Genomic DNA, 14,073 nt, shown 5'->3' with positions numbered 1-14,073 from the left:
CAGAAATAATCAGAAAAAAATAAAAATTTCGAAACATCCCCTCATCCCTGATTTAGGGTAAAATGAGGGGTTATATAAATAAAAAGGAGGCCTTTCACATGGAAAATCGTGCACAATGGGGGACGCGAGTGGGTTTCCTGCTAGCTGCTATGGGGTCAGCTATCGGGCTTGGTAACATTTGGCGTTTTCCTGCCACTGCTTACGACAGCGGCGGAGGAGCATTTATCGTACCTTATCTATTTGCTTTACTTACAGCAGGTATTCCGCTTTTAATCATGGAATATACTATCGGTCATAAATACCGTGGGTCTGCACCAAAGTCTTTTGGGAGAATTAAAAAAGGCTTTGAATGGCTGGGATGGTGGCAAGTTGCCATATCCTTTGTTATTTCTACTTATTATGCCGTTATTATTGCCTGGGCAATTATGTATGCTTTTTATTCTTTCAACTTAACTTGGGGCGATGATCCAACTGCATTTTTCGTAGGAGATTTTCTAGAGCTGGCCGATGCGGGGGCGATTGGCGGACTTGTTCCCAAAGTACTGCTGCCGTTGCTTGCCGTTTGGGTTATCACGTTAGGGTTTTTAGCACGAGGAGTTAAAAAAGGGATTGAAGTAGCTAATAAAATCTTCATTCCGCTACTTGTTGTCTTATTCTTAATTATAGTCGTCAGAGCAGTGACGCTTGAAGGAGCTGCTGATGGTCTATCGGCATTCTTTACGCCGGAATGGAACCGGATTGCAGATCCTAACGTATGGGTGGCAGCCTACGGACAAATCTTCTTCAGTTTATCAATTGCCTTTGCCATCATGGTAACTTATTCTTCTTATCTGCCGAAGAAGTCAGACATTACGAACAATGCCTTTATAACCGGTTTTGCTAACTCTTCATTTGAAATTTTAGCTGGTATTGGTGTGTTTGCAGCTGTTGGATTTATGGCATTTCAATATGATACATCTGTAGGTCAACTGGCTGCTGAACGTGGAGTCGGGGGGATTGGACTAGCATTTATGGTATTCCCTGAAATTGTTAGCCAAATCCCGGGAATACCTGGACTGTTCGGGTTCCTATTCTTTGCTTCCCTTGTTCTTGCCGGTCTCTCTTCCTTAATTTCCATTACAGAAACGTATGTAGCGGCTGTATCGGAGAAATTTAATGTGTCCCGTATTAAAGCTGTACTCTTAGGAGGCGGTCTGGCAGGAGTTATTTCCCTTCTTTACGCTACAAGAGGCGGGCTAAGCATCCTGGATACGGTCGACCATTTCATCAACACGTTTGGGGTGGCATTATCGGGGCTAGTAGAGATTGTGGCGCTTGCATGGTTGGCACGCAGTATTAAAGGTCTGAAAGAACATGCGAACCAGACTTCTGATATTATGCTGGGCAACTGGTGGGTAGTTTGTCTACAGGTTATTACCCCTATTGTCCTTGGATACATGATGGTTCAGAATCTTATTCTTGAGTTGTCATCTGCGTATGAAGGCTACCCTGTTACTTTATTAGTTGTTGGTGGCTGGTTAGTGGCTATTGCAGCTATTGTTGTAGGCGTTCTTTTCTCAATGAAGAAATGGCCGAACAATGAGTTAGAATTCAACGAAGATGAAGACTCGAAAGGGGCTGCTAGATAATGGCGATTATCATGTTTATTATTACCGTAACAATTATATGGGGAGGACTTGCGCTCAGTATTACCAATGCAGTCCGTAAAGCTAAAGGTTAAAATAATAAAAAACCGGAAAGGTGATTAAATTCACCTTTCCGGTTTTTTTTAATGAACCATGCGTTCCCATTTTTTAAGAAATGGATATGGATCGAAAGCCCACTCATTTTTTCCGTTATCTTGGTACATACCGTAGTGTAAGTGTGGAGGGAATTTTCCGGAAGTTCCTGGAGGACCGTAACCGGAAGCGCCGACGGATCCTATTACGTCTCCTGGCTGAACCACGTCTCCCACTTCGATATTATCTGCAAATCCGTTAAGATGTGCATAATAGTGATAAATGTTGTAAATATCACGAATACCCACTCGCCAGCCTCCAAATTTGTTCCAGCCCTTCATTTCAATTACTCCATAAGTGGTGGACTTGACAGGCACTCCATAATTAGCAAAAATATCTGTGCCTTCATGAATGCGTCGTCCCCCAAAACCACGGGCATCACCCCAGGTGCTCCTATAACTGTAATTGGCTTCTGTGGGTACGGGGAAGTCTCTTTTTGTCAAGGAGACTGTCTGGAATTTTTTGAATACTTCCGCAGTATTCATAATGGTTTGGACGGTTAAATCACGCTTATAGTAGTTGAATAAAGCAATTTTAATATCATCTTCTGTGGTACCATAAGATTGAATGTATTGGCCGATGGTCCAAAGGACATCTTCATCATTTTCAATCTCTGCTTTGTTATCGCCATTTCCGTCAGAGCCCCACCCGTTGGGAAAGAAATCTACAGGCATCTCGCCTGCGCTTCCTGTCCAAAAGAAGGGTTCAGGTTTAATAGCTGTGACCCGTCCTTCTTTAGGATCATCATGGACTTGGCGTTCATATTGATCAACAGCGGCAAGGTACTCCCATGGAATATTTGTAAGAGCTGCTGTTTTTTTATACAAGGCCATTCTTGCCTGACTTTCCTGATCTGCGTATATATGTTCACTTCCAAAGCTCATCAATACAAAAAAGATAAGCGATATACCTAAACATTTCATTAATATTCACCTACGATGGTTTTTGATACTGTTAGCATGAACTACATGCTTCATGTTATGTTTGGAAATGAAAGGCAGCTTATCAAGTCTCTGTGCCAGGTCTATCATCAGACCCCATATTTGGACCTTCATTTGGTTGGTCACTGTCATTTTCAGGTACTTTACCTTGCGGAGATTTCTTCATTTTCTTAATAATACTGTCGATCACTTCCGTATATTGTTCATCATATACAGTGGAAGTACTTACACTTTGGATGTCTCCAAATGAAGCAGGGTTATCGGATACAAACACGTGGTAAAAGCTTGGTACTAATGAATAAGCAGTCTTTTGAACCATATCAGCTGCTTGCTCTCGGTCGTGATTATTGGGAGGCTGATAAGCAACGAGAATTTCGTTATCTGTAACTAAAGTAGCAACATCTTCAAATCCATCATACCGAAGAATCATTCTTGTAATCATGTCAGCCATTTGTTCACGGTTAACTTTAATATCTCGATTTTTTTCAGCTTCCTGGTCCAATTGGTCTTTCTTAAATCTTACATATCCCACTTGCCCTTCAAGAGGCTGATCATTGTAATTATCCATAGCGTTTCCGTTTAGAGTATCTCCATCACGTGTTTCTTCTTCTCGGTCTGTTGTTTCGTTACAGCCTGTGATCATAAACAGACAGGCTAATAAAATAGGTAAAATGGTTAGCTTTTTCACTTCATTTCCTCCTTATTAATCGGTTTCACTTAGGTTGAACTTTTTTTTATGAATCATACTTATTTTGTAAAGTTGTATTTCCGCGTTATTCGGGAAATATGATACACTTATGTCAGGATAGAGGTGATAGACGTGGTAGAAATTTCAGGTAAGAGCTATGAAATCGTAGAGAATCATCGAGATGCCTTTCAACAGGAAGATATAGAAGGAAGATTTAGCGATATATTAAGTAAATATGATTTTATAGTGGGGGACTGGGGATATGGTCAGCTTCGTCTTAAAGGTTTTTTTGATGATCAAAACCCTAAAGCCACATTCGATACAAAAATCAGTACGCTTGAAGATTATTTGTATGAGTACTGTAACTTTGGCTGTGCCTATTTTGTGTTGAAGCGTGTACATCAGTAAAACCGACGGGCTTTCAAGCCCGTCGGTTTTTTGTGGTTAGAAAAAGTTACTTATTCAGATTCTTCTTCCGAAGGTTTTATATCCCGGTTTTTCTCGTCGTGAATAGGGTGAGCGCCATCCTCCTGACGTTGAAGGTCCTGGTGCAATGCCTTATATTCATAGTTGAATGCGCTGTAGTAACGCTGTTGTTCTGTCCAGGGAGCACTCTTCTCATTGGAAACAGGTTTATCTTTATTTCTTGGTGATCCATAAGGTCCCTCAGGTAGCTGCTCAGGCGTCAAATAATTACGCTGCGCCTCTACATTAGCGAAATCAGAATAAAGCTTTTTATCTTTTCTGCTCATAAAAAAACCTCCCTTGGCTGTTAGTTTTTCCAGGGGAGGTTTCTTTATTCAAAGGAGATCGGGCAGATAGTTTCTCAACTCTTCGGCTTCAATAGCACTTAATTGGAACAAGTGCTCCAGATGACCGTCTTTGCTAATGGTTTCATGATCCAACAAGGCCTGACGGTTTTTGTGAAGATTAATAACCATCGTCTGGTTATTAAAGTGATCAGCTTTCATTAAGGCAAGCTCGAAACGATGGCTCCCGGCTGTAAAGCATACAAAACGGGTGCTCGTCTCCTGAGTAAAGTCCTCAAGGAAAGGTCTTTCAGCCATGAATTTCAACTCCTATTCTTCATTCTTTACTAAATGGGGCTTGTAATCCAAATGATGGTGAGCTTTGATAAATCGCACGGTTCTAGTTTTAGCCCGCATGACAATTGAATCTGTTTGGGCCAGATCTCCACCTAAGAATTTTACTCCATCCAACAGTTCTCCTTCGGTCACACCGGTTGCAGCAAAGATAGCATCATCACTTTTTACCAGATGATCAAGAGTCAAATGTTGTAACGGGTCTTCTAGTCCCATTTGGCGACAACGTTCCATTTCTTCCTCATCTTGCGGAGCAAGCCTGGCCTGCATATCTCCGCCTAAACTTTTAATAGCTGCAGCTGAGATGACACCTTCAGGGGCACCGCCTCTTCCTACAAAAAGATCTACCCCTGTTTCTGGAAGGCAGGTAGCAATGGAAGCTCCTACATCTCCGTCACCAAACAATTTTACGCGAGCTCCCTTTTTGATAACACGATCAATAATATCCTGATGGCGATCGCGTTCTTGAATGATAACCGTTAAATCCCTGACACGTTTATTATTCGCGCGGGCCACAATATCAATCGTGCGTTCAATAGGATCATCAATATGGATGAGACCTTTAGCGTACTTTCCTACAGCAATCTTGTCCATATACATATCGGGCGCATGTAGCAACGCCCCACGTTCTGCGGCAGCTATAACAGCAACAGCATTATTATGCCCTTTTGACACAATATTAGTACCTTCTAAAGGATCAACTGCAATATCCACGGAAGGTCCGGTCTTATTTCCCAATTCTTCGCCGATATAAAGCATAGGGGCCTCGTCTAGTTCACCTTCACCAATTACAACGACACCTTCCATTGACACGGAATCAAACATCGTTCTCATGGCAGTAGTTGCTGCATCATCAGCGCTCATTTTATCGCCTCTCCCCATCCATTGAGCTGAAGCAATAGCTGCAGCTTCCGTTACTCTCACCAATTCCAGTGCTAATTCTCTATCCATATATTCTCCTCCGATTCATGTTAAAATTAGTGTACACTAATAATAGGCGGTATAAGTAATATTGCCTTTTTTTATTTAAAACCATGAATTATGTTATCATATTTAAGAGATTTATGTGAAAAAAGTTTTTGTACGGAGGTATTAGGATGTATTTTGTAAATCGTGAGAAGATTGAAGAGATTTTAACTTATATGGAAAAGATCTTAGATGAATATTCAAAGTCTTCGTTTCAGTCATTTACAGACCAGCTTGTGCTTGAACGTCTCACGCATATTAGTATTGAAGCTATTATCGATGTAGGAAACATGATGATTGACGGATTTATTATGCGTGATCCAGGGAGTTATGAGGATATTATTGATATTCTAACTGATGAAAAAGTACTGCCAGAAGAAGAAGAGGAAGGGTACAAACAATTAATCAGTTTAAGAAAAATGATTGTCCAGCATTATACGGCGGTTGAACATAATACCATTAGGGAAATATGGAATCTCCAAATAAAAACTATCCAAAAATTCCCGGAACGCGTTCGCTATTACTTAAATCACGAACTTGGGCCTGTATCGGCATTTTCCAACGACAATAAATAGTCATAAGATTAATACTCATGATAAAATAGTCGCGTGTATAACGCGATTTTTTTATTTGAATGACTGTTAGTCGATTGTATTAATGGATAGCTTCTATGTAAACGATCGAGGGGATAGTGCATAAGAGACTTATTAAAGAATAGGGCCGGATTGTGTAAGACTCAGCTTCGAGATATCTTTGGTCAGTTCCGTTAGATGATAGCAGGCTGGTGGGGAAATAACTCGCTTTCCTATGGGGGAACGGTGAGCTTCCTCACTCGTTTCACTCCCTGCGGGATCTCACCTAGTCCCTTCTCCCATGGGAGTCTCGCCATTTCCCCACCAACCCAGCCGAGTGAGAATAACGGACGCTTTTATAAGAGAGAATGCTCTCCTTCTAAATCGGTCCTAAATGCTTTTATGACAAGCCATTTCACATCGTTATAGCATAAAAATAGCTCATCAATCCGTCGATGTCTTAAATGGTTTCGAGTTTCTGATTCGGCCAGGTCCGGAGGGGAACGGGGAGACTCCTGTGGGATCAACATGTTCGGTGAGACCCCGGAAAGCTTTAGCTTGAGGAGGCTCAGCACATGCCCACGGAAAGCGAGTCGTTCCCCGCAGGACCTAACTCTCTCACTAGATATCTCGAAACTGAGTCTTGCAAAAACGGGAGCTTTACTGTCAATTCAATTAAATTAAATAAAGCCAATGCGTTAATAAACAAAGGAATAACAGTGATATTTGTAACTAAAATTTAAAGGAAGAAGGTGCTTGAATGAGCCATTATAAAGCTTACTTAATTGATTTGGATGGAACGATGTATCGAGGTGCCAAACCAGTGGAAGGAGCTTCGGAGTTTGTCAAATACCTGGAAACAAAACATCTTCCATTTATGTTTTTAACGAATAACTCCTCAAAAACAGCCGTTCAAGTTGCTGATAAACTGAATGATCTGGGAATTCCCGCTCATTATGAACAAATCATGACAAGCAGTATGGCTACAGCTATTTATATTAGTCAGCAACAAGGACCTTCCAAGGTTTATGTCATTGGAGAACAAGGACTGAGGGACGCCATGTTCAAGGAAGGGCATGAACTGGTGGATGACAATCCCGATTTTGTAGTAATTGGAATCGATCATAATATAAATTACGAAAAACTGACAAAAGCATGTCTGCATGTAAGGAATGGAGCGGCTCTTATCAGTACAAATGCAGACCGGGCGATTCCTACTGAGAGGGGAATGGTGCCTGGGAATGGAGCCTTAACTTCTGTCATCAGCGTAAGCACGGGAACCGAACCATTATTTATTGGAAAGCCAGAATCGATCATCATGGATCAGGCCCTGGCTCGTCTTGGATACGACCGGGATCGGGTTCTTATGATCGGTGACAATTACCATACTGACATTTCTGCTGGCATTAATGCTGGTATGGATACACTAATGGTGGAAACAGGAGTCAGCTCATTTCAAGAAGTTAAGAGTTATGAGAAACAACCAACTTATAAGTATAAAAATTTAATCGATTGGATGATTGAAAAGAAGCAGAAGGACTAAAGCCCATCTGCTTCTTTTTGTATAAACTTTTACAATAGGTAAGGGCCGAAGAATACGGTAATCAGGATAATATGGATCCCTATAAAGTAAGTTAATCGGATAAAAACAGACCAGTCTCTTTCTTTAACACCATAGGAGAGGATTAAATAAGTAAGTAAAGCAAATCCAAACAGGTAAATAATTGAACTTCCCTGAAAGCTTAAATATTCTGGTGCTTTTGCCATTAGGCGGTTCGTGAACATAATATCTTTAAAGAGGAGAGTGGCTGCTAAGTAAATCATCATCCCTGCGTAAAATATCCAAGAGCGGTTATGATCCATGGCACGACTGTTGGCAAACATGATCACGACAATAAAAAAGAGGGGCCAGATAAACCATAAACCACCAATAACAATAGAGAACATTCCTGTGGCAAGCATTCCCACGGTTTTTCCTAAGCTTTGAATGAATGCTTCCTGGGTCATCCGATCCGCCTGCTCAACGATTGAAGGTTTTGCTGAGGAGAGCATAAGCTTATTTTTATTGTCACTGCCCTGATCGACCCATAGCGCTGTATTTGCTCCTTCCAACCACACAGGTTCAGCTGAGGGGTTTGGAGTATTACTTAATCTAGAGACTTTATTTTCTCCCTCGGAGGATAAGGCTGATCTATAGATGTTAAACTCTGGAGTATCAGCATACGTCGTTTTTGTAGCTCCAAAACCTTTAAATAAGAGATTGATGGACTTATCTTCCATAGACATTTCAATATCAGAAATTTCTTTCAATTCCGAACTTGAGTGAGGGTCAGGAAAGTTTACTTTTTGAAGTTGTGGATCTTCCCCGAATGATGATTGGGAGAAGTAATAGAAGTTTGTACGCTCGCCCCCTGCACTTTGCTTTTGAAGAGTGCTGACTAAAAGGGAATAATCTTGATCTTTGACTGAGAATTGAATGTTGCTAATTTCTTCCGTCCCTTGGACGAGAAAATCAGCTTTTCCTAATTCAGTTACTTGTTGGCCATCTAGTTCATAGAAATTTAAGTGATTTCCATTCGTATCAGTAGTCTTAGTCATGATATAAGCGGCCTCATCAGTTTCTGTAACAGCTATTTCGGTATTTTTATTCTCGATTTGCATTAGGGAAATTGACTCTAGAGTATCGGTATCTAACTGGAAAAGCTCCTGATCTTTACTGTATAGAGTTCGGTTTTTCAAGGGGAAGAAACCAGAAATATCCGATATCTTTTCCCCGCTTTCTCCTGAAAATATCGATTGATAATCCGAATAAATAAGGTGCTTACCGCTCCATGAAAACTTTGTAAACTTATCTACTGGAATGGGGAAGGTTTCTTCTGAAACAAGTTCAAAGTTCTGATCAAATGTATCCTTTTTCACACCTTCTTCTGTGAGATAAGAAACTTCAAGTTTTTCTTCTTCTAATAATTTTACATTAGGCTCTGATACAGCAGGAGTGAGACCTAGTTCAATTCCCTGACTCCAACCTTCTGTAGGCGGTTCTGTAACATCTGAGTAGTTTTCCCAAAATAATAGGAGTACTGCCGCGATTGAGATAATAACAGGAGCCGCCCACACTAAGCTTTTCTTCAGCAATTTCATGCACAACCTTTCCATATATGTAATAAATATCTATTCGTATGTATTACGTTGGGCATGAGAATATGGTTTCAGAAAATTAAAAATACCGCGATTTAAACGCGGTATTTTTAATATCGTATTAATCTTCTTCTGTGTCAGTATCTCCAGCAATGCTATGGGCTAAGCGACTGGAAGCTGCTGCTGCAATAGCACCTACAATGTCATCTAAAAATGTATGGCATTGCCCGGATGATTTATCATTTAACTTCTTAAGTATGCCAGGCTTTTGTTTATCAATATAACCATAGTTCGTAAATCCGATGGACCCATAGACATTCACGATAGAAAAGGCTATGATTTCGTCTATTCCATAGAGGCCTTCATCGATTTCTATAGTGGTCTGTAAAGGTTCCTCGAGCATCTTCTTTTCAGCGAGTCGATCCATTTGAATTCCGGTGATGATCGCATTCTGTACCTCGCGTTTCTTTAAAACCCGATTTACATTGAACCTGCATTCTTCCATAGATAATTCATCGTGATATTGAGATTGTAAATAATGGACAAGCTCAGCCATATCATCAATGGTTACCCCTCGTTCAGCGAGCCAGTCTCGAGCTGTCGTTTCAAGTTCAGTTACTTTTTTGTCTTTTGCCACTTTCTCACACCCTTTCTCCGGTTTTCCCCACTATCAATACCCGTGTGCCTTCTTTAACAAACGCCATGGCTTATGTCTAATTATATCAGAACTTTCAGATATCCGTCTTCTTCATTTGAGTGCAGTTGGATTAGTATATGTTAAAATGTTCTTGAAAATAGGTTAAATGGAGGGAAGAACTTGCAAAAACCATATGTTTTTATAACGAGAGCATTACCAGAGTCTGTTATTGCACCATACCGCAAACAGCTGAACATTGAAATGTGGCCGGAAGAAGAAAAACCTGTGCCGCGTGAAGTTTTGTTAGAGAAGAGTGCTCAAGTTGACGGGTTATTGACGATGCTGACAGATGACATCGATCAAGAACTGCTGAAGCAGACCAATACCTTGAATATTGTAGCCAATCTGGCTGTTGGTTATGACAACATTGATATTACCTATGCAGAAGAAAAACAGGTAGTGGTTACGAACACTCCAGATGTACTTACGGATACAACAGCTGATCTTACCTTCGGATTACTAATGGCTGCAGCCAGAAGAATTGTTGAAGCCAGTGAGTTCGTTAAAAGAGGGGAGTGGGGACCTTGGTCACCTCTACTTCTAGCTGGTTCAGACATTCACCATAAGAACATAGGCATTGTGGGAATGGGACGTATTGGTGAAGCAGTGGCTAAAAGAGCAAAAGGGTTTGATATGAACATTCTTTACCATAATCGGTCAAGGAATAAAGAAACGGAAGAAAAATTAGAGGCTAGCTTTACGGAGTTTCATGAACTGATTGAGCAATCAGACTTTGTCGTTAGTATGGTACCACTGACGCCTGAAACGCATCACATGTTTGATCAGGCAGCTTTCCAACGAATGAAGTCTGAAGCCATTTTTATTAATGCTTCCAGAGGAGCGGTGGTTGATGAGCAGTCTTTGTACGAAGCATTGGTGAACAACGAGATAGCAGGAGCTGGGCTGGACGTATTTGAAAAAGAACCAATAGGAGCAGATCATCCGCTTCTTCAACTTAATCAAGTTGTTTGTCTTCCCCATATAGGTTCAGCCACAAGAGAAACTCGCATCAACATGATGGAATTATGCTTAGATAACATATGCCGATTTTTTAATGGTAAAAACGTATTAACTCCCGTTAAGTAAATTACAAAGAAGCCGGCACCTATTAGGTGCCGGCTATTTAAAACCATGTATTAAAATACTTGCTCTACTTCATATATGCCAGGTACTTCCTGAGCCAGGGCACGTTCGATGCCGGCTTTTAGTGTGATTGTAGAACTAGGGCAGTTACCGCAAGCCCCCATAAGACGCAGGCGCACGATACCGTCTTCCACATCTACGAGTTCCACATCTCCACCGTCACGGAGTAAAAATGGGCGAAGTTTATTCAGTACTTCTTGAACTTGTTCATTCATGTTCAATCTTCCCCTTTCTATAATTCCATTATAAAACGAAATCGGCAAAAAATCTATTGTGGTCTGATGGTTTATGGATTGAGAACCATTTTCATTTTATCTTTTTTTCTCAGTTTTGTAAAATGAAAATATATGAATTTGATGAAGGTGGAGAGAGTAATGAGTGAAAAGAAAATTAACCTGACCGTTTATGGAGCAGAAGTGAAGTGCGCAAGCTGTGTGAATGCACCTGGATCAAAAGAAACCTTTGAGTGGCTGCAAGCGGCTATAACAAGAAAGTATGGAGAAAATAAGGTTTCTTATCACTATTATGATCTCCATGAAGAAAACCAGCCAGGCGTGGATGAGCAACTGGTCGACCGTCTACTTGAGGAAGAACTTTTCTATCCGCTTGTGCTCGTAGAAGATGAGATTGTGGGAGAAGGTAACCCTAGATTAAAATCCATTTATCAAGCTCTTGAATCGAGAGGGCTTGAAGCTTAAGATAAAAGGAAGTACGCCTGTTGTTTATTTATGCCATGTGTTAAAATGTGAACGACATAGGGTTTCATCCGTATAAAAAAGAGGTGAATGTGGATGAATCCATTGATAGAATTTTGTATTAATAATTTGGCCAGTGGTGCACAGGAAGCCAGAGAGATTCTTGAAAAAGATCCCGATCTGGATGTTATAGAATATGGCTGTTTAAGTAATTGCGGACTTTGTTCTCAAAGTCTTTATGCAATAGTCGAAGGAGACAGGGTAATTGCTGATACACCGAAGGAACTTGTCGATAAAATATATGAACACTTGGAAGAGACCCTATAAAACTTGCTACGTAAAAGAAGGCATCGCTCAGATGCCTTCTTTTAGTTTACCTACATGATACTTATCACAGAAAAGCTCCCGTTTGTTGAAGACTTGATTTCGAGATATTTGTTGAGCGGAAGGTCCTCCGAGGGACGATTTCGCTTTCCGGCCCTGCACGACGTAGGGTCGTTCGACGTTGCCACACGACGTGGCGGTCTTAGTCGAACTTCTTATATGAGGTGAGCTTCCTCGGGCTTAACAGCCCTGCGGGATCTCAACCGATCATGTTCATCCCGCAGGAGTCTCCATCGTCCGCCTACGGACCTAACAGAATCAGAAATTCGAAACTAATTAAGATATCGTCTTCTTGATGAGACAAACATGCCGATCATAAGGCTATTTTCATACTATAACGACGTCCAACTGCCTGTTATAGAAGCATTTAGGACCGTTTAAGAAGAAGATCATTACTTCTTATAAAAGAGTCCGTTATTCTCCCGTGGCTGGGCTGGTGGGGAAATGGCGAGACTCCCATGGGAGAAGGAACTAGGTGAGATCCCGCAGGGAGTGAAACGAGCGAGGAAGCTCACCGTTTCCCCATAGGAAAGCGATTTATTTCCCCGCCAGCCCGCTCCTCATATCGTAACGGACCCGGATTGTCTCGAGATCGAGTCTTATACAACCCGGCCCTATAGCTTAATAAGCCTTTATGAAACAACAATGTTTAACAGAGTTTGTGGCTTATAACCTAGCCGAGCATCTAGAAGAACGAGGATCATTGGAGCCGGCTTGTGATTTTTACATCGCTTCCAAGCAAAGAGGCTGTGCCGCGGATCTTTTTATCGTGAGCCATTACAACGAATTCCCACTCTTTTCCCAAAATCCCATGTGGTTCAACGTCTATCCACTCGATAGGCGCGGCCTGAACCTGATTTCGTAAATAGCTTTGTAACTCTAATTTTCCATAAGCTTTTAAGGATAAGAAACTCAGGGTAACAAGCAACCCGGCCGTAAGAATCAATTTATTGTTTGTCTTTAATACAATAAGTAACACAGCAGTCATAATTAGTATTAATAGTAGCTCGTGTTTGAGCAGTGTGAATGCATAATTTTTATTTGAAAGAGGAGAAAGAAGGCGGGAGCCATTTCCAATCCAATCGATGAGCAGCGCGCCTCCCATAAAAGTAGTAAACGTTGCTAATAAACTATACCAGTATTTTGTTTTAGTCCATTTTTGAATAAAAATAGCCAGTAATAAGGATAAAAAAGGCAGGCTGATCAGCGAATGGAAGGCTGTAGTGCCAAGAAACTTAGGTACATCCGGGATTAGAACAATAAATCCCAGACTCATAACTAGAGCGCGCTGTTTAATTGAATATTCTTTTTTACCAAAAAAAGCAAACATAATAAAAGCACCTGCAAGCAGATGTAAACTTGTAGATGGAACATGGGTAATTAAGGTGGAAGCCATAGTCGTCCTACTTTCTAATTCAATATTTCTAATGCTTATTCTCCGTGAAAACACTATTCAAACATTATTTGGAATGTGAACGACTGACATTTCATCCATTTGATAATTATGACAGTGGTTAGTATACTAGCATTAAGAAAGAAAGGAGTGGCTCAGGATGATTCTAAATATTACAGAAGCGGCAAGTCACCAGATAAAAGAAATGTTGAAAGAAGAAGGTTCTAGTGATGTGCGTCTTCGTTTTGGTGTAAAAGGTGGAGGCTGCAGTGGATTATCATATGCCATGGGCTTCGAAGATGAAATTAATGAAGAACTGGATCTTACAGAAGAATCAAACGGGATTCCTGTTGTCATTAACCGACAAGATGCTGCTATTATAGAAGGTACAACGATAGATTTTAAACAGAACATGATGGGCGGAGGATTTACAATTGATAATCCGAATGCCATTGTATCCTGTGGGTGCGGTTCTTCCTTTAAGACAGCGTCAAATGCAGGAAGCCCTGACCCTAACTGCTAAGGAACAAAAATGGAAACTTTCCTTATAAGGAAGTTCACAGCTTGTAGAGAAA

General features: G+C 40.9%; 17 protein-coding genes and 1 pseudogene. 9 read left to right on the top strand and 9 right to left on the bottom strand.

Annotation, left to right across the window (positions count from 1 at the left end; translation table 11 throughout):
- The first annotated feature begins 98 nt into the window (after positions 1 to 98).
- Both HBHAL_RS14260 and HBHAL_RS21215 read left to right on the top strand, forming a co-directional pair.
- A complete protein-coding gene (locus HBHAL_RS14260) occupies positions 99 to 1,628 on the top strand; it encodes a sodium-dependent transporter (RefSeq protein ID WP_014644153.1) in 1,530 nt (509 codons plus the stop codon).
- On the top strand, positions 1,628 to 1,720 hold the full coding sequence (locus tag HBHAL_RS21215; RefSeq protein WP_014644152.1) for a MetS family NSS transporter small subunit: 93 nt from the start codon (positions 1,628 to 1,630) through the stop codon (positions 1,718 to 1,720). Before HBHAL_RS14260 ends, HBHAL_RS21215 begins: the two co-directional genes overlap by 1 nt.
- Before the next feature lie 48 nt (positions 1,721 to 1,768).
- Here the strand turns inward: HBHAL_RS21215 and HBHAL_RS14255 are convergent.
- Positions 1,769 to 2,614 (bottom strand): annotated as a pseudogene (locus HBHAL_RS14255) (M23 family metallopeptidase); the annotation flags it as partial.
- A gap of 169 nt (positions 2,615 to 2,783) precedes the next feature.
- Positions 2,784 to 3,407 (bottom strand): YhcN/YlaJ family sporulation lipoprotein, encoded by a 624-nt coding sequence (locus HBHAL_RS14250; protein WP_014644150.1) that lies wholly within the window; start codon positions 3,405 to 3,407, stop codon positions 2,784 to 2,786.
- A 132-nt stretch (positions 3,408 to 3,539) separates the two neighbouring features.
- On the opposite strand from HBHAL_RS14250, the gene HBHAL_RS14245 reads away from it, so the two are divergent.
- Positions 3,540 to 3,815, top strand: a complete 276-nt coding sequence (locus HBHAL_RS14245; protein WP_014644149.1) for a YutD family protein — start codon at positions 3,540 to 3,542, stop codon at positions 3,813 to 3,815.
- A 50-nt stretch (positions 3,816 to 3,865) separates the two neighbouring features.
- Here the strand turns inward: HBHAL_RS14245 and HBHAL_RS14240 are convergent, their stop codons facing one another.
- From HBHAL_RS14240 to glpX, 3 genes are read right to left on the bottom strand one after another with little or no spacing between them, the layout of a single operon-like run.
- On the bottom strand, positions 3,866 to 4,159 hold the full coding sequence (locus tag HBHAL_RS14240) for a hypothetical protein (protein ID WP_014644148.1): 294 nt from the start codon (positions 4,157 to 4,159) through the stop codon (positions 3,866 to 3,868).
- A gap of 48 nt (positions 4,160 to 4,207) precedes the next feature.
- Complete coding sequence (locus tag HBHAL_RS14235; RefSeq protein ID WP_014644147.1) at positions 4,208 to 4,474, bottom strand: DUF3055 domain-containing protein; 267 nt, start codon at positions 4,472 to 4,474, stop codon at positions 4,208 to 4,210.
- Positions 4,475 to 4,486: 12 nt separating this feature from the next.
- Entirely contained in the window at positions 4,487 to 5,461 is a 975-nt protein-coding gene (gene glpX / locus HBHAL_RS14230) for a class II fructose-bisphosphatase (protein WP_014644146.1), read from the bottom strand.
- Between the two features lie 146 nt (positions 5,462 to 5,607).
- Between glpX and hepT the strand changes: the two genes are divergently transcribed.
- Both hepT and HBHAL_RS14220 read left to right on the top strand, forming a co-directional pair.
- Positions 5,608 to 6,051, top strand: a complete 444-nt coding sequence (hepT, locus tag HBHAL_RS14225) for a type VII toxin-antitoxin system HepT family RNase toxin (protein ID WP_014644145.1) — start codon at positions 5,608 to 5,610, stop codon at positions 6,049 to 6,051.
- 757 nt (positions 6,052 to 6,808) lie between these two features.
- Positions 6,809 to 7,591, top strand: a complete 783-nt coding sequence (locus HBHAL_RS14220) for a TIGR01457 family HAD-type hydrolase (protein WP_014644144.1) — start codon at positions 6,809 to 6,811, stop codon at positions 7,589 to 7,591.
- A gap of 29 nt (positions 7,592 to 7,620) precedes the next feature.
- Here HBHAL_RS14220 and HBHAL_RS14215 read toward each other — a convergent pair whose 3' ends face one another.
- Together HBHAL_RS14215 and HBHAL_RS14210 are read right to left on the bottom strand one after the other, a co-directional pair.
- Positions 7,621 to 9,189 carry a hypothetical protein gene (locus HBHAL_RS14215; protein WP_014644143.1) on the bottom strand — a complete coding sequence of 523 codons (1,569 nt, stop codon included), beginning with the start codon at positions 9,187 to 9,189 and terminating at the stop codon, positions 7,621 to 7,623.
- A 118-nt stretch (positions 9,190 to 9,307) separates the two neighbouring features.
- The gene (locus HBHAL_RS14210) at positions 9,308 to 9,823 is read right to left on the bottom strand and encodes a phosphatidylglycerophosphatase A family protein (protein ID WP_014644142.1); all 516 of its coding nucleotides are present in this window, start codon (positions 9,821 to 9,823) and stop codon (positions 9,308 to 9,310) included.
- 180 nt (positions 9,824 to 10,003) lie between these two features.
- On the opposite strand from HBHAL_RS14210, the gene HBHAL_RS14205 reads away from it, so the two are divergent.
- The gene (locus tag HBHAL_RS14205) at positions 10,004 to 10,969 is read left to right on the top strand and encodes a 2-hydroxyacid dehydrogenase (RefSeq protein ID WP_014644141.1); all 966 of its coding nucleotides are present in this window, start codon (positions 10,004 to 10,006) and stop codon (positions 10,967 to 10,969) included.
- A gap of 50 nt (positions 10,970 to 11,019) precedes the next feature.
- On the opposite strand, the gene HBHAL_RS14200 is transcribed toward HBHAL_RS14205, so the two are convergent.
- A complete protein-coding gene (locus HBHAL_RS14200) occupies positions 11,020 to 11,241 on the bottom strand; it encodes a NifU family protein (RefSeq protein ID WP_014644140.1) in 222 nt (73 codons plus the stop codon).
- Positions 11,242 to 11,400: 159 nt separating this feature from the next.
- Here HBHAL_RS14200 and HBHAL_RS14195 point away from each other — a divergent pair, with 159 nt between their 5' ends.
- Together HBHAL_RS14195 and HBHAL_RS14190 are read left to right on the top strand one after the other, a co-directional pair.
- A complete protein-coding gene (locus tag HBHAL_RS14195; protein WP_014644138.1) occupies positions 11,401 to 11,724 on the top strand; it encodes a YuzD family protein in 324 nt (107 codons plus the stop codon).
- 93 nt (positions 11,725 to 11,817) lie between these two features.
- Entirely contained in the window at positions 11,818 to 12,048 is a 231-nt protein-coding gene (locus HBHAL_RS14190) for a YuzB family protein (protein WP_041601387.1), read from the top strand.
- Positions 12,049 to 12,805: 757 nt separating this feature from the next.
- Here HBHAL_RS14190 and HBHAL_RS14185 read toward each other — a convergent pair.
- A complete protein-coding gene (locus HBHAL_RS14185) occupies positions 12,806 to 13,501 on the bottom strand; it encodes a hypothetical protein (protein ID WP_014644136.1) in 696 nt (231 codons plus the stop codon).
- 157 nt (positions 13,502 to 13,658) lie between these two features.
- Between HBHAL_RS14185 and HBHAL_RS14180 the strand changes: the two genes are divergently transcribed.
- Complete coding sequence (locus HBHAL_RS14180; protein ID WP_014644135.1) at positions 13,659 to 14,021, top strand: HesB/IscA family protein; 363 nt, start codon at positions 13,659 to 13,661, stop codon at positions 14,019 to 14,021.
- Positions 14,022 to 14,073: the final 52 nt, after the last annotated feature.

This window comes from Halobacillus halophilus DSM 2266, assembly GCF_000284515.1.
Lineage (GTDB): Bacteria > Bacillota > Bacilli > Bacillales > Halobacillaceae > Halobacillus > Halobacillus halophilus.
This window is presented reverse-complemented; position numbering and strand designations above follow the sequence as displayed.